This is a genomic window from Paenibacillus tuaregi (assembly GCF_900086655.1).
GTDB lineage: Bacteria > Bacillota > Bacilli > Paenibacillales > Paenibacillaceae > Fontibacillus > Fontibacillus tuaregi.
The window spans coordinates 2,491,331-2,513,849 of the sequence record NZ_LT575476.1 but is presented as its reverse complement, the minus strand read 5'-3'; the positions used below and the strand labels follow the sequence as shown (position 1 = coordinate 2,513,849).

Genomic DNA, 22,519 nt, shown 5'->3' with positions numbered 1-22,519 from the left:
AATGGCGTCACCTTATTTATATACCATATATTGGATACGGTTGCTGCTAACTTGTTCTGTTTGTTCGAACACTAAATACGTGGTTGGGGAGCATAAAATTATAAGTAGCTAGATATGGATATGGGTTATCTATTATGAATTTTTCATATAATGATTTTTTCTTACATTTTTCTCTATTGTTGCTGCGCGGCTTCCCCTGCCTCATAGGTTCAGTACTAAATTATAGTCTAGGGCAATTTAGCTCGTATTAATGAAATGCTTCTGCCATTCCCGTGCTTCTTGTTATTGGAGAAAATCACTTTATTCTTCTTAAGCCTGCCACTTCCCTGTAGAGTAAAGCTCCCCCTTCACTGTCCCCCTACTTTTTTCCGCTGCTTCTCTATCAGGATATGTTGCGAATGCTATGCTGGTCTATTCCTCCTGTAGATACATTAATCTCTTTCCTCTCGCATATCTTGCTATTGTGAATTTTTCATATGATGTATTTTTCCAATCAAAAACCCAATCCTCAGATAGATTGGGCTGATGCAGGTATGTAGAAACAAAGGGCTGGATACCTTGCAGCACCTCTCACGAAGAGAATCGCTGGGTAATTTGCCGATTTTCGAAATGGCTGTCCTCTTCATAATTTCCAGCGGTATATTTCTTAATAATTTTACGCCAAAACATCTGCGCAGGAAGGTTCGTGCTAATTTGGGAGACCAGCCAAGTCCCCTGGTATTTATCGAACAATTGTACGGCTGCATCGCTGCCAATGCCGAGCCTGCGGTATTTTCTAAGGACAAAGAACTCCGTCATATAATAATCCGCATTTCTCCTGCCTTCCAGAAGCTCTACAGAAGCAAAACCGGCGATGCACCCACCTGACTTGAGCAGATATGGTACGTGCCTAGAGCTTGCGTCCCACCACTTATCCAGGTCCGGATAGGGTGGGTACGAACCCGTAGCTCCATCCACTTCCAAATCCAAATAAGTGCTGAAATCATATATATAGAACTGCATCAAATTTCGGAGTATTTCCTTCTTGTCCGCTCCCACCTGGACCAATTCAATCCGCACTTGTCATCCCCCTTAGGTTAACAATATAAATATGTTAGAATAAAAATAGTATTTGGACCTGTGAACCGTGTTAAAAAGGAGCTGTCTATGAACTTACAAAAAATTTCCGATCGTAAAAAATTGGATGAGAAAGTCATCCATATGCCATGGTTCGTACAGCAGTTCATTGATTATAAACTGCCGGACCTGTCTCCATCCACGCTGCTTGAGTATATCCGGGATTATGAGCAATTCTTCGGTTGGCTGCGGGCTGAGGGGTTGTCAGCCGCTGAATCGAATTCCATGGTGACCCTTCAGGAACTTGAGGTGCTCCGAATGGATAATATTGTTGGATACCGTCTTCACTTAACCACCAGACTGGAAGGTCATAACTCCAGAGTTACCGTATCCCGCAAAATGTCCTCGCTGCGTTCCCTATTTCATTATTTAAGCCAAATTGCTGAGGACGAGGAGTTCTATCCTCTGCTTAAACGCAACATCATGGCCAAGGTCGAAATCAAGCGCATCCACAAGCCGAAAGACACAGCCGCCAAGCTTAAAGGAAAAATTCTGGAAGAAGATGAACTGCTGGAATTCATCGGATATATCCTTGAGGGATATGGCCGGGACATCGAGAATAACAAACAGGCCTTGTACAGCTATGAGCTGAACAAGGAACGGGATGCTTGTATTGCCAGCCTGATCCTTAATTCAGGCCTGCGGGTATCCGAAGTTGTCAATCTGAATATGGATGATATCGATCTCTCCAACAAGCTTTTGTATGTATACCGCAAGGGAAATAATGACGAAACTTTCAAGACCCCTGTCTATTTCCGGGAACAGAGCAAGGATGAGCTGCATGCCTATTTGGCGATCCGCAGCACCAGGTATCGAACTCCCAAGAAGGAGAAGGCCTTGTTCGTTGCCCTTCCCAACGGTCAACAAGAGGGCAAGCGAATGACGAAACGGGCCATTCAAGCCATGATCATCAAGTATGCCAGCCGGTTTGGCAAGCCATATCTGACTGTGCACAAGCTCCGTCATTCCTTTGCAACAGACTACTACTTACAAAATGATATTTATAAAACAAAGGAACAGCTTGGACACGCCTCAACAGAAACCACAGAAGTATATACACATCTCACCGACAAAACGATGTCCGATGCGATTGAAAGACGCTCTGATGACTAGGCACCCTGCCTCATCTGGGCGTCCTTCCATTCTCACAACCCACATTCCATTCGGATAAAAGCAGCAATTTCAGCCGTATCTCCGATGTCAAACCTTCTTAATGATGACTCCAAATTTAAGGGTGAGTCCCCGGCAGTAAAAGATGGCCAGACGGCTGTCCCGCGGGTGCCTGCCAGCTTGCGCAAGAGCTCCGTATCTTCTTCCCTTCGAATAAGCACAAGCTTAGGATAGTTTTCAAACTTAAACCCTTCGACCAAGATTAGATCGTATTTATTAAAGTTGTCAATCAACTCTCCCAAAGAGCGTTCATGTTCTTCCACCACCGCGGTGCGGTTCTGTGAAGTTATCGCCACGGCGGCGGCTCCGGACTTGCTAATCTGATAGGTATCGGTCCCTTCCCTATCAATTTCAAATCCATGATAGTCGTGCTTAATCACCGCCACCCGAAGACCTTCAGCCGTAAATTGGGACACCAGCCTGGACACAAGATGGGTCTTCCCGGTATTTTTGTAACCTACGATCTGGAAGACTGGCGCGCCCGGCCTGCTCATATTGAACTCCCCGCTAATCGGAGCACCTTCACTTTGGTTCCTGCCTCAAGCGCTTCTGAAGCAGGTGGTACAATAATCAAACAATCTGAATCTTTGATCGTGATCATCACACCGGATTCATCCAGACTTGCCGGGTGGGCGATTAACTGCCCGTCCTCAACCTGCAGACTACCCCTCACAAATCGCGTAAAATTATTAATTTTATTGTACCGTTGTCCCAGAACAGCAGTTATTTCCGTCAAATAGGGCTGCGTGTTGCCCTGCATCATGCCAATGGCCGGGCGTACAAACAACTCACAGCCCACAAAGCACGCTCCCGGATTTCCGGACAGGGCAAACAGCATTTTGCCGTCCTTGACTGCTGCTGTTGTTACACTCCCGGGGCGCATCGTCACTTTATTAAACAGCATCGTCACATCGTCGTCACGCACCAGATCAGCCATAATATCGAAGTCCCCAACGGATACGCCCCCGGTGGTTACCACGATATCATAGTACTGGAACGCTTCCTCCACACGCTGTTTCGCAATTTGCAGATCATCGGGTATCGCATCAAGGATAACCGGTTCTCCCCCGGCATCGCGGATCTGGCAGGCCAGCATATACGTATTGCTGTTGCGGATTTTCCCGTCTTGAATGGGCTCCTCAATGCCCAGCAGCTCAGAGCCTGTAGAGAACAAAGCGACCCTGGGGCGTTTATATACCTGAACCTGATGAATTCCGAAGGTAGCCAGCACTGAAACTTCCCCGGCGGAAATGACCCTTCCCTTTTTCATAATCACATCGCCTTCAGAGAGCTCAAATCCGACAGGAGTGATGTTCTTCCCGGGTTCTATCTCCCGCTTCAGTTGGATAAGCGTCCGTCCCTGGTTCTCCATAGCTTCGGTCATTTCAAGCATTACAACCGCATCGGCCTGGTCAGGAACCTTAGCCCCCGTCATGATTCTGGAAGCGGTGCCCGGCACTATAGCAACGGAAGGCAGCGAGCCAGCTGGAATCTCATCCACCACCTCCAGCAGGATGGGATTTTCTGTGCTTGTTCCCAAGGTATCACTGCTAATGATTGCAAAACCATCCATTCCTGAACGCCGGAAATGTGGATATGGATGTGGCGCGGTAACCTCCTGTGCCAGAAACCTGCCCCGGGCATCAGCTAAATCAATGATCTCGGTATCTCCTTGCCTAACATGCGCTTGAATTAATGCCTGCGCTTCTTTTACTTGTATAGCAGAGCGGTGCATTTTAGACGAAGGATTTGGATTAGTCATGAAGGAGCCCCCTTGATTGTCGACAATTTAAACTTTAGTGAAAGAATAATCTATATAAGTTGAACTTGGAAATTACCCATAGGTAAGATGTAAATGATATCACACTACTTATTATCACTTATCATGCTTAGATTGCAATCTTAATTAACAGAAAAAGCATGCACTGAGTGCATGCTTTATTCCACGGACGGTGAGTTCACTATCGCTTCCTTCTCGTAATACCACCGGACCCTGACCGTGTCTTAGGTTTGGTTATGGATTTCTTAGGTGATGAATACGAGCCGGAGCTTGAACCGCTGCCATCCTTGTTTCTTGTTATACTTCCTCTGGAGCCGGACCCGGAGCTGCCGTCATAACTGCTGCCGCCGCTCGATCCTGATCCTCCGCGCCTTGTAATCGATCCCTTCTTCTCTACAGTTAGAGGAGGGGCTGCTTTCTTATCATCCTTCGTAGGCGCATGATAGTCCTGCTTGGGCTTATAAGTATCCTTGCTAGAGTACCCGCGGTACGAACCATGTCCACCAAAAGTATCAAACAGGCTTCCAATTAAGGAAGCAGCAAGATAACCCTGCAGGAAGCTGGAATCGTAATTATTCTTAACATACTGTTCCGAATCCACTTCAATTAGTGTATCCTCTGGTTTTTTCGGGTCCTTTTGCAGATGATAATATTCCTTGCCATAAACCAGGAACATATGATCATCGTTCACAGGTGATTTCTGGTCGGGCTCACGCTCGGCTATAATATCCGCAGCAACTTCCGGAACCTTCTCCCCCGCCGCCCTGTATACGTAAGAGGTCGAATTCCCCTCACGGTTAACCGATTCCAGCGGGTAATTCTCCTTTACATTTGGAGTTCCGCAGCCAGCCAGCAGGGAGACCAGAAGGCTGAGAATCAGAGCCAGCTTAACATATAAAGATGAGCCTTTCTTCACTATATATCACTCCTAAGAGGCACGGATGACCTTCACATCTCCCGGGATTGTTTTATCCCCTTCATAGAGCATAAACCGCCCATCCTGCCATTCAATCCTGAGCAAACGATAATCGTCGGATTGAAACTGCCATACATGCTGTTCTCCGCCTTGGCGGAAAGGGGTTCTGCCTTTGATATGCACATTCCCCTCATATTCCTCATCCAGATGGTAGGATCTATCGTCCAGATCTATGATTGTTGGCACTTCATTCGGATTATCGAGCCGCCCGTCAATGGGCTCGTATAAAGCATACTGCAAAATTTCGCGCTCTTCAATGTGCAAATAACGTATATCGTTGCCGTCCTGCAAGGACAGCATCGCCGCGTTTCTTCCCGGGTTGCGAACGCTTCCGACAACCTCATAAGTTACAAGCGACACCTCACAAATGTCCCCTGGGCTCAGCTCCAGCATACTCTTCTCCCGTGCCGGGGGTTCTGGCTTGGCAAACAATCTGCCGATTCTCTTCAATACACTCATATGCTCAGGCTCCTTATTTCTCATGTTCAGCTTCCGCTACGAATAATAGGCTTCTCATAAACGAAGGAGAAACAATGAATTGTCTCTCCTTCGCTCATCAGCGTATCGCAGATGATTATTTCTCGTACTGCTTGAGCAGGGCAGCCAGCTCATCCTCAACCGCTTTATCCTTATTCAACTCAGCGAACTCATCATCAAGGGATTTGCCTTTATTCGACAGCTCATTGCTGGCTTCAGCCTGAGCTTCCATCTGAAGCATCTTCTCTTCCATACGTTTAAGTCCGGCAGCAGCCGTATCAGAACTCATACCGGAGAGCGATTTGTTAATTTCGTTTTGCGCTTTGGCCGCATTATAACGGGCAACCAGAGTCTCGCGCTTGTTCTTCATTTCGGTAAGCTGCTTGCGCATTTGGTCCAGCTTGTCACGCAGATTGTCTGCTGCGGCTTTGTTGCTTTCGTAGCTTGTTTTGTACTCGGCCAGCTTCACTTCAGCAGCCTTCTTCTCTTCAAGGGCACGACGGGCCAGGTCGACGTTCTGTGCTTGAGCCGCCGCATGGGCCTGCTCATTACGCTTCGCAGCGAGAGCTTCCTGCTCTTCATAAAGCTGCTTGAATTTCTTCTCGATAGCAATTTGCGCGGCTACGGATTTCTCTGCGTCTTCCAGATCTTCCTGCATATCCCGAATATATTGATCCGTCAGTTTAATCGGATCTTCGGCTTTATCGATAAGAGCGTTAATGTTAGACATCGTTAGGTCGCGTAATCTTTTGAAAATAGACATTTTGAATTTCCTCCCAGGAATAAATATGTTTTATGATTAGGTTTACGCAGCAAGTGGGAAGGACGTTTCAAATTTCTGCAATATTTTTTCGCCCTAACCGTTTGCCTCTCTGCTCTTATCATAACTTGAAGGAGATTCGATTTGCAAAAAATTTTCCAATTCACGCTCAGCCAGCATGCACACAGACTCGATTTGACTTGGACTCAAGTGATCATAGTGAATTCCCATGACAATCGTTACCGTCCGGTTCAGCCGCATGGATGCCTGTAGGGCAAAGTCTGCGCTAAGAAGCTGCTCCTTATGCCCAGGAATGGCTGTCGTATGAACCTGTGTCCCTGCCTCTGTTCGGTAGGCGGTCGATACAGCCCCAATATGGGCTTCCCCGCCCGTAATTAACAGCAGGATATCCCGGCCCACCTCCTGAGCCACCAGCCGGATTCCTTCCTTGCCCATAAACGATTCAAAGCCGGACATGTATTCATCCCCTTAGTTACACAATTCCCCGGATTTCGTCCAGCGAACAAATGCCCTCCGCATTCATAAAATCAATCAGCCCATTCAGCAGCTCTTCCCCGGCCTGCGGGCGGATGAAATTATGTGTGCCTACCTGGACAGCGGAGGCCCCTGTCATAATGAACTCCACGATATCCGTAGCGCTGGATATACCTCCTGCTCCGATCACCGGCAGGTTCACCTGACAAGCTACCTGGTGGACCATGCGCAGCGCAATCGGTTTAACCGCTGGGCCAGACAGACCAGCATATTTGCTCTGAAATACACTCTTGCGGGCATACACATCAATCTTCATGGCAGATATCGTGTTGATCAGAGTGATTCCATCTGCCCCTTCCTCTTCACACATCCCAGCCATTCCAACCAGATCCTCCGCGTCCGGCGACAGCTTGACCAGAAGCGGAATTGACGTTGCGTCCCTTACTCTTTGTACGACCTCTCTCGCGTCCCTCGTCTTGATTCCATAGGCGGCTCCGCCCTGCTTCACATTCGGACAGGAAATGTTCAGCTCGATCATGTCCACGGCTCTGGCTCCTCTGGCTTGGCGTACCCTGCAGTCTTCACTGATCAGCTTCGCGCCTTGGACGTATTGGTCAATATCGTCGCCACCCAAATTCACAATTCGGACCAGATCCAGCTTCTCCCAATCGTTCGCTTCATTCGCGAGAAACGCAGGGATACCAGGGTTCTCAAGCCCCACGCTGTTCATAATCCCTGACGCGGTTTCATATATCCGCAGACCCGAATTTCCCTGCTTTGGATTTAGCGTAAGTCCCTTTCCCGATATTCCGCCAAGCTTTGAGATATCGTAATATCTTGTATACTCCTTACCAAATCCAAATGTGCCTGAAGCCATGATAAGAGGGTTCTTTAGGCGTACTCCTGCTATAGTACAGCTTAAATCAAGCATCGATCTCCACCTCCTGGGCGGTAAATACGGGTCCTTCCACGCAGGTGCGCCGATTGCCCGACTTCGTCTTAACGCTGCACACCAGGCATGCGCCAATTCCGCAAGCCATTCTTTTCTCAAGGGACAGATACAAATTCCCCTTATACCCCTGCTCGGTCTGCATCCTCTGCGCTGCTCTCAGCATTCCTTCAGGTCCGCACATATAAATATGATCATATGAATTCATACTCAGCTGATCGAGAATGCTGCCCCCAACAGTTACCTGCATGGACAATCCCAATGACTTGAACGCCTGAATTACATAAGGTTCCTCCCGAAAACCTAAATATAGATCAGGCCGCAGTAAATGACTTGCCGTATAATACAGCGGGGCGATCCCAATCCCCCCACCCACCAATGCAGATCTTCCTTCATGTATAGGAAAGCCGTTTCCTAGCGGTCCCGTGAGTTCAATCTCATCTCCCCTTCTAAGATGGGCGAACTGTCGTGTTCCTTCACCAACAACCTGATACAGGAACTCAATATAATGCTTCTGCTTCTGCAAATCGAAGATGCTCAGCGGTCTTGGCAGCAGTGGCAGCCCCCGGTCTTTTCTCACCATAAAGAATTGGCCCGGCTTACCCTCGTATTCCCCGGCCACCTTCATCCGGAACACATCGTGTGACACCTGTATATTTGATAAGATTTCAGCCATTTGCACGCTCCCCCTTGTTCCTATAAAATGCCCTTTTCTGCTGGAGGATGCCGTGATATTCCTCACTCGTCAGCTTTCTGTGGATAAAAGCAACCCCGTAGGGAAATAACAACACGTATCAAACTAAGGAAAAGGGGGAGATTCCTAATGCGATTACGTACTACTGCTCTCCTGCTGACTAGTATTTCGGCCTTGCTGCTGTCGCTAGTTACCCCAGCGGCTATCGCATCTCCGGACAAGCAGACTCTGTCCAAAATCAGCCCAGAGTCCAATCAGGAGTCTCTAACTCTAAGCGAGCTTAGAAAAAAATATTCAGAGACCTTCAAGTTCAGAGGACCTCATATTAAACAAGTTGCTTTAACCTTCGACGATGTTCCAGATCCCAGATTCACCCCGCAGGTTCTAAATATTCTCGCCAGACATCACGTCAAAGCCACGTTCTTCGTCGTTGGAGCACGTGCGCAAAAACACCCTGAACTCGTCCGCCGTATACATAGAGAAGGACACATGATTGGCAACCATTCTTATAATCATCCTTTATTTAAGAACCGCGACCTGGCCTATTTCCAGAAACAGATCCTTCGTACCGAGAAAATCATCAATTCTATGACAGGTGTAAGACCCAAACTGATCCGTCCTCCTTACGGAGAAATTAATGAAGATCAGCTCAGATGGGTAAAACGCAGCGGTTACAAGGTCATTAACTGGAATGTGGATTCGAAGGATTGGAAAGGACTGAACAAAAGCGCGGTTAAAAGCAACATTCTTCAAGCCGCAGGGCCAGGGTCCATTATTCTTCAGCATGCCGGTGGCGGCGTAGGCGCAGACCTGTCGGGAACGATCCAGGCGCTGCCTGATGTGATTTCCGTGCTTAGAAAGCAGGGGTATACTTTTGTGGATTTGAAAAGGCTTCTTCACACTCAGGAGTCAAAATAAAAAGAAGAGGCCAAGCGGCCTCCCTTATCCTGCGGTATGATCACAGTCAGTATGATCAAATACAATCTATGTTACTTGATGACGTAAAGTTTGATATCCTGGAAGCCAAATGTGTTTACAGATTCCTGGCTGCCCGGAATGAAGATATCGATCCGGCGACCTTTAATCGCGCTTCCCTGATCAGTCGCAGTGGCTACAAATGCGTTCTTCGGCAGGCCGCTATGGCTGTGTCCGGTCACGAGCACCTTTGTACCCATAGGAATGACTTTAGGGTCTACGGCAATCGTACCGAGCGTCAGCGGATTCCCATAATAGTCTACAGGACCCCATCCATTCTCGCTGGAGTGGGCTGAATAGGCGGTAGCCACCACATCGATCGTCTTAGAATAGTTGAAGGTCTTGCCCCAGGCTTCCACGATCTTATCAGCTGTAAATACCTTAAGTGAGGCAATCGGATCCTGCTTCAGGATAACCGGACTAGAGACTGCTGCCTCTGCCTTAAGACTGGTTGGAATGTTAAGGGGCAGGCCTTCATAAATATTCGTCGGACTTACACCCGGGTTCGCATTCATCAGGTTATCTACGGATATTCCGTATTTTTTGGAGAGGAGATAGAATGTATCCCCTTCCATAGCGGTATGTACTGCGTCAGCATGGGCAGGCGCCATATGTATACATGCGGCAATCCCTAGTGCGGCTGCAACCGTTTTCGCGGCAAGCGCCAGTTTGTTCTTTTTTGTGGACTTGTAGTCATTCTTAGATGTCATTGTAATATCCTCCTTTTAACTATGCCTGCGGAGTTAGCTGTCGGATTCGGATTGAGGATACAACCCGGCGCCGCGGATAACCGGCACTTCACCCCAAGGATAAGCTCTGATCTCATCTCGTACCTAAGCTTGATCCGCAAATCATCCCCCGCACCATGTTCTGGTTTCGGCATTACGAATATATCACAATTTTGTAACCAATCAAGCAAGTAATTCCTGGAAATCACAAATTGAAACAGTTAATTATTACAAAAAATTAAGATTTTCTGGAGCGTTACTGCCCGTTTCACTGCTGTTTATAGCGCTGCTTTAGGGCAGCAGGTCTTTCTTCAGCACGCGGCTGGAATATAAGAAGACCCGGAGCAAAGCTCCGAGCCTTTTTGCTGTTGGCAAACGATTTGTGTCCTAACTGTAGACAACCCATCAGCAGAAATCTCGATTAAGAGGCAGGATCACCTTCTTACAAGTGATTTCTATACAAAATCTTTTTTTGTAAATCATTGTTGCTCTCTGTTTTGCAACCATTTTACCGTCCCAACGAAACCTATTACTCCTATTAAAAATACCAGCAAATAACTAGTACTCATCAAGGGAAACAAAGCGGCTCCGCTTTCCTTCAAATGCAAAGCAGGTACAGACCAAGGCAGATAAGCTCCAATGGTGGTAGGTCCGAACACCAATGCCAACATTAAAGTTGTAAATGCAAAACCGATCGGCATCAGATAACCACGCGATATACAGGCCAATAGAGCAAGTGGTGCACTTAATAATAGGTGGAGAGCACCAATTATTAATATTAGGAACAAATAATGTTGTGCTATCGCAAAAGAAAAGCCCGGAAGTCCAATAAAAAAACCCAGCATTAAAGCATAAACAAAGCTGATCAACATCATTACAAAACACCAGAATATAATTGCGACATATTTGGCAATCGCAATTTCACCACGCGATACAGGCAAAACGAGCAAATCCTTGAGCGTCCGGTCGGAATACTCACGGCCAAATGTCCAACTTGTTACCATTCCAAACCCCAGCAAACCAAACACGGATGAATACAAAAACGCAGTCCGTTCAAAAAAAGAAGACCAATTGGGCTGTCCTAAGAACAACGTGATGACAAACAATATAAACAGAAGCATACCCCATAAAACAAAGGACCGACGCAATTTGTAAACTTCAACGCTGCAGGCTGTCAACAATGATCTCATTCGGTCCCCTCCTCCTCAACTCCGATTACTTTGAGAAAATAATGTTCCAAATTCTCTTCTTCAATTTTAAGCATGGTGAGCGGTACTTCATGATGAGCAAGCAATCTCGCAATATGTTCGGGGTGCTTCACGGCATGTTCGTCGGGCAGCACAAAGCAGTTATTCGATGTCGAATGTACCGCATACCCGGAGTCTGAAAGAATAACTTGAGCTTTCCGAGTTTCCTTCGTTCCGATCATCAACTGCTTTCGGCGGATGGTTTCAAAGTCTTTGGTTGTCAGTTCTTCAAGCAAGACGCCCTTGTGAATAATGCCGATTCGAGAAGCCAATTTGGACATTTCCTCAAGGATATGGCTCGATATAAACACGGTAACCCCATGTTGAGATGCTAGAGATTTCAGCATTTCCCTTATCTCCACAATTCCGGCTGGATCAAGTGCATTCGTTGGCTCATCAAGAATCAGAACGTCAGGTTTATGAATTAACGCTTTAGCCAATCCAAGTTTCTGCGCGTTACCAAGTGACAAATCTTTTGCCTTACTATCCGCATATTGGGTCAAATTCAGTTGCTCCATAATCTCGTCAACGGCCCTCGGAACCGGTAATCCTCGCAACTTGGCCATCAAATTCAAATTTTCCCTAACTGTAAATTGAGGATAGGCATAAGGTACTTCCACCATATAACCTACCCGTCTCGACAAATCAGGATTCCCGTTAGCCCAGCGCTGACCAAATAAATACACTTCTCCCGAAGAGGGTTTGCTTAAGCCGAGAAGGGCTCGGATGGTTGTCGTCTTCCCTGCACCGTTTAACCCCAAGAATCCATAGATTTCTCCTTTCTTAACGGAAATTGAAACGCGATCTACAATGACTCTACTCCCGTATTGCTTTGTCAAATTAACGGTTCGAATAATATCTTCCATAATAACAGTCCTTCCTATTGCCTAATTAAAGGAATAAAAGAGCCGGCGGCCATACGAGATGTTGAATAGATCCCTACCGGCTTTGTCCAAATCAGTTTGCGCGATAAATGGAATTCAAGTAATTCGAAATCGATGCTGTATCATCAAGGGAAGTACGCAGTGCGATGTAACCGTCGGGTCGTATCAATACGAGTTCTTCGCTTGTTACATCGTAAATTCGATAGGCATTCCCTGCTGAGTCGATTATGCCTTCCACCCCTTCCACATCGGTGGCAGGATGCAATGCACATGGAGCTCATCGCTGATGAAGTTCATCAGAGAAGGATGGATATCATTTGCAAAAGCCAAGAGCGTCCAGTGCGGGCCGCGCAAAAGGTCAAAGACACTTCCTGCAACGCCGTTGCCTTGCAGACCCGTAGCATTAGGAGCACGATCTCCCGGAAATGAACGGGTAACATTTATTTGATCAGACGGGTGGGTAAGAGAACTTGACCGATAGGAAATGAGAAGCCCGCTCGTCAGATCGTCGGATACGGTGCTCAAGGATTGGGACAACTCGCCACCTTCAGTTGCCGTTCCTACAATCCCTCCCATCTTCTTTGTGCTGTCCTCGAGCACGGCTTGAGCCACAGGGCGGCGCTCCTCATCGTACGTGTCGAGCAAGGCGGTGTCCGCACCGCGTATGACAGCCGCTAGCTTCCAGCCGAGGTTATAGGCGTCCTGTATCCCCGTGTTCATTCCTTGACCACCGGCTGGCGAATGAACATGAGCGGCATCGCCGGCAAGGAAAACCCGGCCATTACGGTAACATTCAACCATGCGGACATTGATCCGGTAGATAGACAGCCAGGATGCATCCGTGAGCCGAACACGTCCGGCACCGGCTCGCCGGTCAAACGTCGCTTGGTACACTTCTAGCGACGGTTCCTCCGGTTCCTCGATCTCTTCCGGAATTGTTGCCTGCAGTTGCCAGATGTCGGATTTGGGCAGCGGTGTTACCCCGACCATCCCCTCCGGAGAGGTCCAGATATGGATATGGTCACGATCCAGCCCTTCCAATCGCACATCGCCAAGATACCACCGCTCATGATCGTGTGTTTCCCCAACCAGTGGCAAATGAATAAACTTACGGATATTGCTTTTGCCCCCATCAGCGCCGACTACATAACGAGCATGAATTTGCTCTTCTCCTTGAGGTGTATTTACGGTCACCGTAACCCCATCCGAACCCTGAACAAGTCCTACAGCTTCCACTCCCAACTGGGCTTGACCGCCAAGCACTGCATATCGGTCGCGCAATGCTTTTTCCACATCAAATTGAGCAATCCAGATCGGATCACGATAGGGTGTCTCAAGTTCGGCGCTGGCTGCAACGGTAATAGCAGGTTTGTCCACACTCCTGCCATTTGCGGTATAATAACGAACAGGCAAATCCCAAACACCTGTGTCAATAATGTAGCGAACGGCCTCCAAATCATCGAGGACTTCAAGCGAGCGAGGCTGGATTCCTTTGGCACGAGATGCAACGTTATAAAAGAGGCTTCGTTCAATAATAAGATGGTCGACGTTTCGACGGGCAAGGTCGCAGGCAAGTGTAAGCCCTGTGGGTCCGGCCCCGACAATGAAAACATCAACACAAGACGGCATAGTGTTCATGGATAGAATCCTCCTTGATCATCAATGATTTGATATGTTACATTAACTACACTACACCGTGCAGTGTAGTTTGTAAAGCGTAACTCTAACCGATTTCTGATAATGCTCATAAGGGGAGAACGTAAGTATGGATAATACGGAAAACAAGAAAATCAGAAAAGGCTCTTCAGACAAACGAGCTAAAATTATTGCGGCGGCACGAAACCTGTTTCTTTCGGATGGATTTAATCGTTCCAGCGTGGATGCGGTCGCAGCTAAAGCGGAGGTTTCCAAACGGACAGTTTATGATTATTTTGGCGATAAACAGAATTTACTGCTTGCCGTTGTGGAAGAAACTAGTTCGGCAGTTCTAGACATGATAGAGCAAGGGATTTCAGACCACCTCTGCGAATTCGAGGATCTGGAGCAGGCACTCATCTTATTTTGCGAACAAGTCGTAGCTTCTGCGAACGGTTCGTCCGACTACACCGCTTTGAACCGTCTGGTTATGGTGGAAGCCGCCAACCTACCAGCCTCGTTTTTAGTAAGTCTGGATAACGCGACGGAAAAAGGGATTATCAAGAGGTTTACAGAGTTTGGACAAACAGGCTTGCTCAATGTGCCCGATCCGGAGATGGCTACAAAGCACTTTGCTGCATTAACGTTTTTATTGGTATTTAATCAACCTAGAAGAACAGAGACATTGGATGAAGAACAAACCAAACGTATCATCACTGATGGCGTACGCGTCTTTCTTTGCGCTTATGGACAACACATCGTTCAAAAGGAAAATCAAGTATCTTACTGATCGTCGATTTTGCTTCACTATATTAATACAAAGGTCATTCAGGGAAGCTATGAACGCATTGGCGCCAGAGCCATCATCTTCGGCATACATGGCGAGTTGCAAGAACCTGGGCTGCAACAACAGCCCAACGGGCAAGTGCATTGAATTTATCGTCAATGCGATTAACGTTTGGAACACAGTATACCTTCATCAAGCAACTGAACACCAATTCCTTGAGCGGATACAAATTCAGAGTTCTGGCCTCTGGCGCGATTTTGCATAATCCGATTCAAAATATTGTCCGGCACAACCAAGCTTGTGGCGTGTAGTTTACCGGATTCGCTAATATGGAGTATTCGGATCTTATATCATCCTCAAAGTTGACGCGCTTGCTCCGTTGATAAAGAAAAAAGCTTCCTATGACAAGGAAGCTTTTTTTCTCACTTTCGTATTTTCGAGTAAAAAGTCAGATCTGACATACCATTAGCCGGTTTATAACAGGGCTAAAGTTATAGCACTTTACTTAGGAAATCCTGAGTCCTTGGATGTGTTGGTGTGCCGAGTACGACTTCTGGTGTGCCTTGCTCAATGATTTTACCCTGGTCCATGAAAAGAATCCGGTCCCCCACTTCCCGGGCAAAGCCCATCTCGTGAGTGACAATAACCATGGTCATTCCCTTCTCAGCCAATCGTTTCATGACATCCAATACCTCGCCGACCATCTCAGGATCGAGTGCAGAGGTAGGCTCATCAAACAACATGACGTGCGGCTCCATAGCGAGTGCTCTTGCAATGGCAATGCGCTGCTTCTGTCCACCGGACAGCTGGGACGGATATGCATCCTTCTTGTCCTCAAGACCAACGGTGCGCAGAAGCTCCATGGCAATGCTCTCGGCTTTATCACTGCTAAGCCCTTTAACCTTAAGAGGGGCCAAAGTGATGTTTTGCAGCACCGTTTTATGCGGGAACAAATTGAACTGCTGGAAGACCATGCCCATCTTCACACGGGTTGCGTTGAGGTTATGCTTAGGGTCGGTAATCAGTTCCCCCTCGAAGCGGATCTCTCCTGCGGTTGGCTGCTCGAGCAGATTAAGGCAGCGGAGAAAGGTGCTTTTGCCGGAGCCGCTCGGGCCAATGACTACAACGACCTCCCCCTTCTTAATTTCCGCATCAATGCCTTTGAGAATTTCCAGCTTGCCGTACGATTTATGCAAATTTTTAATGGATATCACTAGTTCTCAGCTTCCTTTCCAGTACACCCAATAGTTTAGAGAGTCCAAATGTCATGATGAAGTAGATCACGGCGGCCACGAGCAGCGGATTCAGACCCGCAAACGAAATGCCCCGCACTACCTGGGCTTGGAACATCAGATCGGCCACACCGATGAAGGAGACGATGGAAGATTCTTTAATAATCGTAATGAACTCATTCCCTATCGCCGGCAGAACATTCTTAATCGCCTGTGGCAAAATGATATACCGGAACGCCTGGCTGCTCGTCATACCGAGAGACCGGGCAGCTTCGCTCTGGCCTTTGTCAACGCCTTGAATACCCGCACGGAACACCTCGGCCAGATAGGCAGAACTGTTGATGGACAAGGTAATAATCCCGGACTCCAGCGCCGTGAATTCGATGCCGAACGTAAGCGCAAAGCCATAATGTATGATCAGAAGCTGAACCAGCATTGGCGTACCGCGAAGAATTTCAATATAGGCTACTCCAATCCAGCGAAGAACGGCCAGCTTATTCATGCGCAGAAGGCTGATGAACAGACCAATAATAAAACCAAACAACACGCCAAGTGCAGAGAGCAGCAGCGTATATTTAATTCCCGCAATGTAATATTCTTTATAGTCCCAGAAGAAAGAGAAGGTGTCTTTGGAAGCTTGCTTACCATTTACCATGGCGCTTGCTTCATTAACGAATTGCTCTACCTTACCTTCTTTGGTTAAACGGGCAAGCGTATTGTTAATGCTATTGAGCAGCTCGGGATTATTTTTCTTCACACCGATGGCATAACCGTAATCTTCCACTTCAGGCACGGCATCAGTAATCGCGAACGCCTCGGTTAAGTTGGCCTTGGCCACGGGACCTTCAATGATCGCCGCATCGACACGTTTGGTCTGCAGCTGCATCAGAATATCCGAAACTTTATCCAGGGATGTAAGCTTGGCTCCCTCAATTTTTTGTCCAATTTCCTCCTGCAGGGAGGACTTCTGAACCCCGATTTTTGCGCCTTTCAGCGTATCCATCGTGTTATATTTATCTTTGTCTTCCTTACGAACCATAATGGATTGATTGGCACGGTAGTAGACATCTGAGAAATCGATACTCTTTCTGCGTTCCGGCGTTGGGTTCATTCCCGAGATCAGGAAGTCGACACGACCGCTCGTGAGGGCAGGCAGCAGACTGTCAAAGCTCATATCTTCAATCTTAAGCTCGGCCCCCATGTCCGCGGCAATCTGCTTGGCGATCTGGATATCAAACCCTAAAATCTGGTCTTCCCCATTAATCATCTTATGGAACTCATAAGGAGGAAAGTCGGCACTGGTTCCCAGTACAATGGTCTTCTTCGTTTCAACAGCCCCTGTGCCAGATTCCGCGTGAACGGGCTGAATTATACCCGTCCAGGATAATCCGAAGATCAGCAGGGCAATGATCGTCATGTGTAATTTTCTCAATTTTGTTATCTCCCCTTGCCTTTATAATAGTCAATTAATCAATGTAGGACTGAGTCATTATAAATCATCATGTATTATTATGCAATATAACAATTCCTTTTTTCTTCAGTGGAAAATCACACCACTTCAAACACAAAAACGGCATCCCTTTAGGATGCCGTCGGTTGACAAGTTTATTCTGTTATCCCCGTCAATCTTCTATAGATCTCAAGGTACTCGTCCGCAGACACATTCCAGCTGTAATCTCCAGCAAAAGCGTTCCGTACCACCTTCTTCCATTGGCCAGGCTCATGATACATATGGACCGCTCTGCGAATCGTGTAGAGCATGTCATGTGCATTAAAGTGGTTGAACGAGAAGCCATTGCCTTCCCCCGTAAACTCGTTAAAAGAATGAACCGTATCGTTCAAACCTCCCGTCTCTCTGACCACAGGAATGCTGCCATAACGAAGCGCCAGCAGTTGGCTGATGCCGCACGGCTCGAACTTCGAAGGCATCAGGAAGATGTCACTTCCTGCGTAAATCCGGCGGGACAGGCCATCATTGAATTTGATCTGTGCGGACAGCTTCTGCGGATGGCGGCCAGCCGCTTCCCTGAACCACTGCTCATATTCATGATCCCCTGTGCCAAGGACAACCACCTGCACATTATCAAAATACAACAGCTCATCAAGAACTCTTCGCACCAGCTCTAAGCCCTTGGAATCCACGAGCCGTGTCACCATCGCAATCAGCGGGATGTCCGGGTCAACAGGCAGCCCAAGTTCCTGCTGCAGTGCAGGCTTGTTCTCCCTCTTCTTGCTGAGGCTTGTTCGGTACCGGGCGATAATTTCCGCATCTGTTGCCGGATTGTACAGCTTGGTATCTATGCCGTTAACAATCCCGGACAAGCGCCCGCCAAGCGAGCGAAGCAGCCCATCCAGGCCATAACCATAGTGCTCGGTCTTGATTTCCTCCGCATAGGTTGGACTTACGGTGGTAACGTGGTCTGCATACACTAGGCCTGCCTTAAGATAATTCACATTGCCGTAATACTCAAGTCCGTCCGGGGTGAAATAATCATGCGGGAGATCCAGCAGATCAGGAAGCACCTCATAGGGAAAGATGCCCTGGTAGAGCAGGTTATGTACCGTGAACACGGTTTTGATGGCTTGATATGACGGGTTATGTGAATAATGATGCTTCAAGAACACCGGAATCAGAGCAGTATGCCAATCATGACAATGAAGAACGTCCGGATAGAAATCAATATACGGCAGGATCTCCAGAACTGCGCGGTTCAGGAATGCAAACCGCTCTCCATCATCCCCATATCCATAAATCCCGTCTCTCCCGAAATAAAATTCATTATCGATGAAATAGACCGGTATTCCTTCAAAAGTCAGCTTTTCGATCCCGCAATACTGGGACCTCCAGGCAAGGGGAACCTCTGTAATATTCACCGTTTCAAGCTGAGACCGGTACTTCTCAGGCATAATTTTATATTTCGGCATCACGATTCTTACATCGTGGCCAGCTTTAAGCAGTGCCTTTGGAAGCGCACCGATAACATCCGCGAGCCCGCCCGTTTTGACAAATGGAATGGCTTCCGCAGCTGCAAACAAAATCTTCACGTAGTCTTCCTCCTTTGGGTCGTTTTCCGCCCTTTTGGCGGCTCCTGTTTGGAAGCCTTCGGCGGGGTATCCTGCTTTTTCACTGCACGGCCTTGCTTCTTCCATATGGTTATACTAAGCGGCGGCACTTTAAGCTCCAGGCTGCTCTGCTGTCCGTGCCACGAAATCTTCTCGGATTTCACGGAAGTGGTATCAATCAAGCCCATACCTCCATATTCTATGGAGTCACTATTGAACACGAGCTCATACGTGCCTGGTTTGGCAATGCCAACCCTGTAATTATTTCTGAGAACTGGCTGGAAGTTAATGATCACCATCACGCTGTCTGACGCCCTCTTTCCCTTTCGGAAGAAAGATATGACACTCTGGGAAGCATCATGCGGCGATATCCACTCGTATCCCTCAAAGGTATGATCCTGCTCCCATAGCGCTTTTTGCTGCAGGTAGAAGTGATTGAGGTCGGCAGTATACTTAAGCATCTTGCGGTGGGATTCATAGTTCAGCAAGAACCAGTCGAGCTCGCCCTGATCTCTCCACTCGATGAACTGCCCGAACTCACCACCCATGAACAGAAGCTTCTTTCCCGGGCTCGTAAGCTGGTACCCGAGGAGCACACGGAGGCCGGCGAATTTCTCTTCATAATTGCCCGGCATCTTATCAAGCAGGGATTTCTTACCGTGCACAACCTCATCATGGGATAAGGGCAGTGTAAAGTTCTCGGAGTAAGCATACACGATCGGGAACGTGAGCAGATTATGGTGCTGCGGCCGGTCATAAAAGTCCGTCTCCACATAATCAAGTGTGTCGTTCATCCAGCCCATGTTCCATTTGTAGTTGAAGCCGAGGCCTCCATCATGAACCGGAGAAGTCACCTGCGGCCACGCACTGGATTCCTCAGCCATCATGAGCGCGTGCGGATAGTGCTGAAATACCGCTTCATTCAGCTGCTGCAGGAACGCAACAGCCTCCAGGTTCTCGTAACCGCCATGCTCATTCGGCACGTATTGACCCTCACCCTTCTCAAAGTCAAGCCGAACCATACTTGTGACCGCATCCACCCTGAGCCCGTCAAAGTGATACATGTCCATCCAATACAGGGCATTGGAGATCAGGAAAGAGCGGACTTCCGGCTTGCCGAAGTCGAAGCTGAGTGTCCCCCATCCCGGCTTATCGGCCTTTCTGGGGTCCGAGTATTCAAACTGCGGGGTTCCGTCAAACAATCGGAGGCCGTGATCATCCCGTGTAAAGTGGCCTGGTACCCAGTCCAGAATCACCCCGATGTTCGCCTGATGGCAGCGGTCCACAAAGTACATAAGGTCCTTCGGGCTGCCGTAACGGCTCGTCGGAGCGAAATATCCGGTAATTTGGTATCCCCATGACAAGTCATAAGGATGTTCGGCCAGGGGCATAATTTCAATATGCGTGTAGCCCATTTCTTGTATGTAAGGAATCAGCAGATCGGCCATTTCACGGTACGTGTAAAAGGAGCCGTCCTCCTTCTGCCGCCAGGTGCCAAAATGAATTTCGTATATATTCATCGGCTTCTGATATGGAGCTCGGTTCTTGCGCCGCCAGGAGGCATCATTCCAGGAATATCCCTCAAGCGACTGCACCACAGACGCTGTTGCCGGTCTTACTTCAGCATGGAAGGCATAGGGATCTGCTTTCAAGAAGGTCTTGCCATCCGGGCCTGTAATTTCATACTTGTAAAATGTTCCTTCTGCAATTCCCGGGAAAAAGCGAGTCCAAAGCCCCGAATCGGGCATCCTATACAAAGGATCGTTCTCTCCCTTCCAATGATTGAAGTCAGAAGCAAGGCTAACTTGCAGCGCATGGGGTGCCCACACCGTAAACCGGACACCAGGGATTCCTTCCTCAACTGTAAGATGGGCCCCTAGAGAACGGTAGCTGCGGTATAAGGTTCCTTCATGGAACAAGTATACATCCAGAGGCGAAATTGCATTTTGCTGATTGATGTTCTCTGACAACTCTCCACCGCCTTATTTAAACATAGTCCACTTAGTTTATTACCCCAATCATACACGAATGAATTAACAAATTCCTGCAGGAAAATAAAATTGTAATTTTTCATGGAATTAACAATAAAATAGTTTCAACTGTAGCCCATTTCGTTTACTAAGTACTACACTGACATAATCCTTGGGAGGGAAACGTAATGAACAAGAAAGAATGCATTGCCATGCTGCTGGCCGGAGGAGAGGGTCGCAGATTATCCCCACTTACGTCCAAGCAGGCCAAACCGGCCGTGCCGTTTGGTGGTCGATACAGAATAATTGATTTTCCTCTCAGTAACTGTGTTAACTCAGGTATTGATACAATTGGTGTACTTACCCAATACGAGGCGGAATCACTTCACTCACATATCGGAGAAGGAGATGCTTGGGGCCTTAAGCAGGAAGGCCAAAGCGGGATCACACTTCTCCCATCTTACAATACAGGTTCTGAGGAATACGCTGGAACCGCCGATGCGATTTATCAGAATATCGAGTACATCGATGCGCAGAATCCTGAGAACGTGCTGATTTTGTCTGGCGATCATATTTATCATATGAATTATCGGGAAATGCTTGAATTCCATGTGAGCAGCGGCGCTCCAGCTACCATCTCGGTTATGCCTGTACCTTGGAATGAAGCTCACCGGTTCGGAGTCATGTCCATCGATGAGGAATTCCGGATTACCGAGTTTGCCGAGAAGCCGGAGGAACCGCAAAGCAACCTGGCTTCCATGGGAATTTATATTTTTAAATGGGATTATTTGAAACAGCATCTGATCGAGGATGCGAAGAACCCGGAATCGTCCCATGACTTTGGTAAAGATGTAATCCCTAACATGCTTGCCGGAATCACATCGCTTTATGCTTTTGAATTCAAAGGCTACTGGCGTGATGTAGGTACGGTAGACAGCTTATGGGAAGCACACATGGACCTGCTTGATGAGTCCAACGATTGGAAGCTTCACAACGAAGCATGGCCGATGTACACGAACGAAAAGGCGGTTAGAAAAGTTGCAGCCAAACACCGCGGGATTCAGTCCAGCGGCTGCCTGATCCATGATAACTGCACCCTTGACGGCTACTCGGAACGTTCGGTGTTGTTCGGTGGAACCGAAGTTGGGCGCTTCAGTAAAATCAAAGACAGTATTATCATGCCCCATGTGAAAATCGGCCGGAACGTGGTCATTGAACGGGCGATTATCGGAGAAGGTGCTGTGATTAAGGACGGAGCGGTGATCAAGGGCACAATGAACGAAATCATGGTCATCGGACCTGGAGAGACCGTGGTGGCTAAACCCGCTGTCAGACCTCAACCGGCCAGATTGCTTAAAGAAGTTTATGACAGCGCAAGCCGTCTCCGCGCTGGTGGCATGTCATCTTAAAGCATGAAAAATGGACCTTCGGGTCCATTTTTATTTTTTTCTTGGCAAGTTCCTTCCCTGTTTGGTTACACAACTGTATTCCTAAAATTATGCTCATTGTTTCTACGCACAAGGTTTCATCTCAACACACAAAAGAAGCGGATCCGCAGATCCGCTTCTTTTGTGTGTTGAG

22 protein-coding genes and 1 riboswitch are annotated in these 22,519 nt (G+C 47.8%); of the genes, 4 read left to right on the top strand and 18 right to left on the bottom strand.

Features of this window, described 5'->3' with window-relative positions; genetic code table 11:
• Window positions 1–570 precede the first annotated feature (570 nt).
• Window positions 571–1,059, bottom strand: coding sequence for a GNAT family N-acetyltransferase (locus tag BN6628_RS11625; RefSeq protein ID WP_068617557.1), 489 nt, complete (start codon window positions 1,057–1,059; stop codon window positions 571–573).
• An 87-nt stretch (window positions 1,060–1,146) separates the two neighbouring features.
• Here BN6628_RS11625 and xerS point away from each other — a divergent pair, with 87 nt between their 5' ends.
• Window positions 1,147–2,229 (top strand): tyrosine recombinase XerS, encoded by a 1,083-nt coding sequence (gene xerS / locus BN6628_RS11620; protein ID WP_068617554.1) that lies wholly within the window; start codon window positions 1,147–1,149, stop codon window positions 2,227–2,229.
• 32 nt (window positions 2,230–2,261) lie between these two features.
• On the opposite strand, the gene mobB is transcribed toward xerS, so the two are convergent.
• The 8 genes from mobB to BN6628_RS11580 all read right to left on the bottom strand — a co-directional run bounded on the left by mobB (window position 2,262) and on the right by BN6628_RS11580 (window position 8,399).
• A complete protein-coding gene (gene mobB / locus BN6628_RS11615; protein WP_068617553.1) occupies window positions 2,262–2,780 on the bottom strand; it encodes a molybdopterin-guanine dinucleotide biosynthesis protein B in 519 nt (172 codons plus the stop codon).
• On the bottom strand, window positions 2,777–4,048 hold the full coding sequence (locus tag BN6628_RS11610) for a molybdopterin molybdotransferase MoeA (RefSeq protein ID WP_068617551.1): 1,272 nt from the start codon (window positions 4,046–4,048) through the stop codon (window positions 2,777–2,779). The genes mobB and BN6628_RS11610 overlap by 4 nt, the downstream gene beginning before the upstream one ends.
• A 199-nt stretch (window positions 4,049–4,247) precedes the next feature.
• Entirely contained in the window at window positions 4,248–4,985 is a 738-nt protein-coding gene (locus BN6628_RS11605; RefSeq protein ID WP_392397661.1) for a DUF4247 domain-containing protein, read from the bottom strand.
• A 9-nt stretch (window positions 4,986–4,994) separates the two neighbouring features.
• Window positions 4,995–5,501 carry a DUF4178 domain-containing protein gene (locus BN6628_RS11600; protein ID WP_068617546.1) on the bottom strand — a complete coding sequence of 169 codons (507 nt, stop codon included), beginning with the start codon at window positions 5,499–5,501 and terminating at the stop codon, window positions 4,995–4,997.
• A 115-nt stretch (window positions 5,502–5,616) separates the two neighbouring features.
• The gene (locus tag BN6628_RS11595) at window positions 5,617–6,282 is read right to left on the bottom strand and encodes a PspA/IM30 family protein (RefSeq protein WP_068617544.1); all 666 of its coding nucleotides are present in this window, start codon (window positions 6,280–6,282) and stop codon (window positions 5,617–5,619) included.
• Between the two features lie 93 nt (window positions 6,283–6,375).
• Window positions 6,376–6,756: a prenylated flavin chaperone LpdD gene (gene lpdD, locus BN6628_RS11590; RefSeq protein WP_187386130.1), complete on the bottom strand. Its 381-nt coding sequence runs from the start codon at window positions 6,754–6,756 to the stop codon at window positions 6,376–6,378.
• A 16-nt stretch (window positions 6,757–6,772) separates the two neighbouring features.
• Entirely contained in the window at window positions 6,773–7,705 is a 933-nt protein-coding gene (locus tag BN6628_RS11585) for a dihydroorotate dehydrogenase (protein WP_068617542.1), read from the bottom strand.
• Window positions 7,698–8,399 (bottom strand): dihydroorotate dehydrogenase electron transfer subunit, encoded by a 702-nt coding sequence (locus tag BN6628_RS11580; RefSeq protein ID WP_068617540.1) that lies wholly within the window; start codon window positions 8,397–8,399, stop codon window positions 7,698–7,700. The genes BN6628_RS11585 and BN6628_RS11580 overlap by 8 nt, the downstream gene beginning before the upstream one ends.
• 147 nt (window positions 8,400–8,546) lie before the next feature.
• On the opposite strand from BN6628_RS11580, the gene BN6628_RS11575 reads away from it, so the two are divergent.
• Window positions 8,547–9,335: a polysaccharide deacetylase family protein gene (locus BN6628_RS11575; protein WP_068617538.1), complete on the top strand. Its 789-nt coding sequence runs from the start codon at window positions 8,547–8,549 to the stop codon at window positions 9,333–9,335.
• A 71-nt stretch (window positions 9,336–9,406) separates the two neighbouring features.
• Here BN6628_RS11575 and BN6628_RS11570 read toward each other — a convergent pair whose 3' ends face one another.
• From BN6628_RS11570 to BN6628_RS11555, 5 genes are all read right to left on the bottom strand, one after another.
• Window positions 9,407–10,102 (bottom strand): 3D domain-containing protein, encoded by a 696-nt coding sequence (locus BN6628_RS11570; RefSeq protein WP_068617536.1) that lies wholly within the window; start codon window positions 10,100–10,102, stop codon window positions 9,407–9,409.
• Between the two features lie 7 nt (window positions 10,103–10,109).
• A riboswitch (cyclic di-AMP (ydaO/yuaA leader) is annotated at window positions 10,110–10,284 on the bottom strand.
• A gap of 315 nt (window positions 10,285–10,599) precedes the next feature.
• On the bottom strand, window positions 10,600–11,310 hold the full coding sequence (locus BN6628_RS11565) for an ABC transporter permease (RefSeq protein ID WP_068617534.1): 711 nt from the start codon (window positions 11,308–11,310) through the stop codon (window positions 10,600–10,602).
• A complete protein-coding gene (locus BN6628_RS11560) occupies window positions 11,307–12,233 on the bottom strand; it encodes an ABC transporter ATP-binding protein (RefSeq protein ID WP_068617532.1) in 927 nt (308 codons plus the stop codon). The genes BN6628_RS11565 and BN6628_RS11560 overlap by 4 nt, the downstream gene beginning before the upstream one ends.
• 91 nt (window positions 12,234–12,324) lie before the next feature.
• Window positions 12,325–12,489 carry a hypothetical protein gene (locus BN6628_RS27030; protein ID WP_454188884.1) on the bottom strand — a complete coding sequence of 55 codons (165 nt, stop codon included), beginning with the start codon at window positions 12,487–12,489 and terminating at the stop codon, window positions 12,325–12,327.
• Entirely contained in the window at window positions 12,477–13,889 is a 1,413-nt protein-coding gene (locus BN6628_RS11555; RefSeq protein ID WP_235847621.1) for an FAD-dependent monooxygenase, read from the bottom strand. The genes BN6628_RS27030 and BN6628_RS11555 overlap by 13 nt, the downstream gene beginning before the upstream one ends.
• A gap of 127 nt (window positions 13,890–14,016) precedes the next feature.
• Here BN6628_RS11555 and BN6628_RS11550 point away from each other — a divergent pair, with 127 nt between their 5' ends.
• Entirely contained in the window at window positions 14,017–14,676 is a 660-nt protein-coding gene (locus BN6628_RS11550) for a TetR/AcrR family transcriptional regulator (RefSeq protein ID WP_068617530.1), read from the top strand.
• A gap of 488 nt (window positions 14,677–15,164) precedes the next feature.
• Here the strand turns inward: BN6628_RS11550 and BN6628_RS11545 are convergent, their stop codons facing one another.
• The 4 genes from BN6628_RS11545 to glgB form a co-directional block, all read right to left on the bottom strand.
• Window positions 15,165–15,887 (bottom strand): amino acid ABC transporter ATP-binding protein, encoded by a 723-nt coding sequence (locus BN6628_RS11545; protein WP_068617528.1) that lies wholly within the window; start codon window positions 15,885–15,887, stop codon window positions 15,165–15,167.
• Entirely contained in the window at window positions 15,874–17,346 is a 1,473-nt protein-coding gene (locus BN6628_RS11540; RefSeq protein WP_454188893.1) for an ABC transporter substrate-binding protein/permease, read from the bottom strand. Before BN6628_RS11540 ends, BN6628_RS11545 begins: the two co-directional genes overlap by 14 nt.
• Window positions 17,347–17,510: 164 nt before the next feature.
• Window positions 17,511–18,950 carry a glycogen synthase GlgA gene (gene glgA / locus BN6628_RS11535; RefSeq protein ID WP_068617524.1) on the bottom strand — a complete coding sequence of 480 codons (1,440 nt, stop codon included), beginning with the start codon at window positions 18,948–18,950 and terminating at the stop codon, window positions 17,511–17,513.
• Window positions 18,947–20,938 (bottom strand): 1,4-alpha-glucan branching protein GlgB, encoded by a 1,992-nt coding sequence (gene glgB / locus BN6628_RS11530; protein WP_068617522.1) that lies wholly within the window; start codon window positions 20,936–20,938, stop codon window positions 18,947–18,949. Before glgB ends, glgA begins: the two co-directional genes overlap by 4 nt.
• A 188-nt stretch (window positions 20,939–21,126) precedes the next feature.
• On the opposite strand from glgB, the gene BN6628_RS11525 reads away from it, so the two are divergent.
• Entirely contained in the window at window positions 21,127–22,347 is a 1,221-nt protein-coding gene (locus tag BN6628_RS11525; protein ID WP_068617520.1) for a glucose-1-phosphate adenylyltransferase, read from the top strand.
• Window positions 22,348–22,519: the final 172 nt, after the last annotated feature.

Excerpts from the sequence above, each read along its gene's own strand:
- xerS (WP_068617554.1), top strand. The coding sequence starts at position 1,147 with ATGAACTTACAAAAAATTTCCGATCGTAAAAAATTGGATGAGAAAGTC.
- mobB (WP_068617553.1), bottom strand. The coding sequence starts at position 2,780 with ATGAGCAGGCCGGGCGCGCCAGTCTTCCAGATCGTAGGTTACAAAAAT.
- BN6628_RS11610 (WP_068617551.1), bottom strand. The coding sequence starts at position 4,048 with ATGACTAATCCAAATCCTTCGTCTAAAATGCACCGCTCTGCTATACAA.
- BN6628_RS11600 (WP_068617546.1), bottom strand. The coding sequence starts at position 5,501 with ATGAGTGTATTGAAGAGAATCGGCAGATTGTTTGCCAAGCCAGAACCC.
- BN6628_RS11595 (WP_068617544.1), bottom strand. The coding sequence starts at position 6,282 with ATGTCTATTTTCAAAAGATTACGCGACCTAACGATGTCTAACATTAAC.
- lpdD (WP_187386130.1), bottom strand. The coding sequence starts at position 6,756 with ATGTCCGGCTTTGAATCGTTTATGGGCAAGGAAGGAATCCGGCTGGTG.
- BN6628_RS11585 (WP_068617542.1), bottom strand. The coding sequence starts at position 7,705 with ATGCTTGATTTAAGCTGTACTATAGCAGGAGTACGCCTAAAGAACCCT.
- BN6628_RS11580 (WP_068617540.1), bottom strand. The coding sequence starts at position 8,399 with ATGGCTGAAATCTTATCAAATATACAGGTGTCACACGATGTGTTCCGG.
- BN6628_RS11575 (WP_068617538.1), top strand. The coding sequence starts at position 8,547 with ATGCGATTACGTACTACTGCTCTCCTGCTGACTAGTATTTCGGCCTTG.
- BN6628_RS11570 (WP_068617536.1), bottom strand. The coding sequence starts at position 10,102 with ATGACATCTAAGAATGACTACAAGTCCACAAAAAAGAACAAACTGGCG.
- BN6628_RS11565 (WP_068617534.1), bottom strand. The coding sequence starts at position 11,310 with ATGAGATCATTGTTGACAGCCTGCAGCGTTGAAGTTTACAAATTGCGT.
- BN6628_RS11560 (WP_068617532.1), bottom strand. The coding sequence starts at position 12,233 with ATGGAAGATATTATTCGAACCGTTAATTTGACAAAGCAATACGGGAGT.
- BN6628_RS11555 (WP_235847621.1), bottom strand. The coding sequence starts at position 13,889 with ATGAACACTATGCCGTCTTGTGTTGATGTTTTCATTGTCGGGGCCGGA.
- BN6628_RS11550 (WP_068617530.1), top strand. The coding sequence starts at position 14,017 with ATGGATAATACGGAAAACAAGAAAATCAGAAAAGGCTCTTCAGACAAA.
- BN6628_RS11525 (WP_068617520.1), top strand. The coding sequence starts at position 21,127 with ATGAACAAGAAAGAATGCATTGCCATGCTGCTGGCCGGAGGAGAGGGT.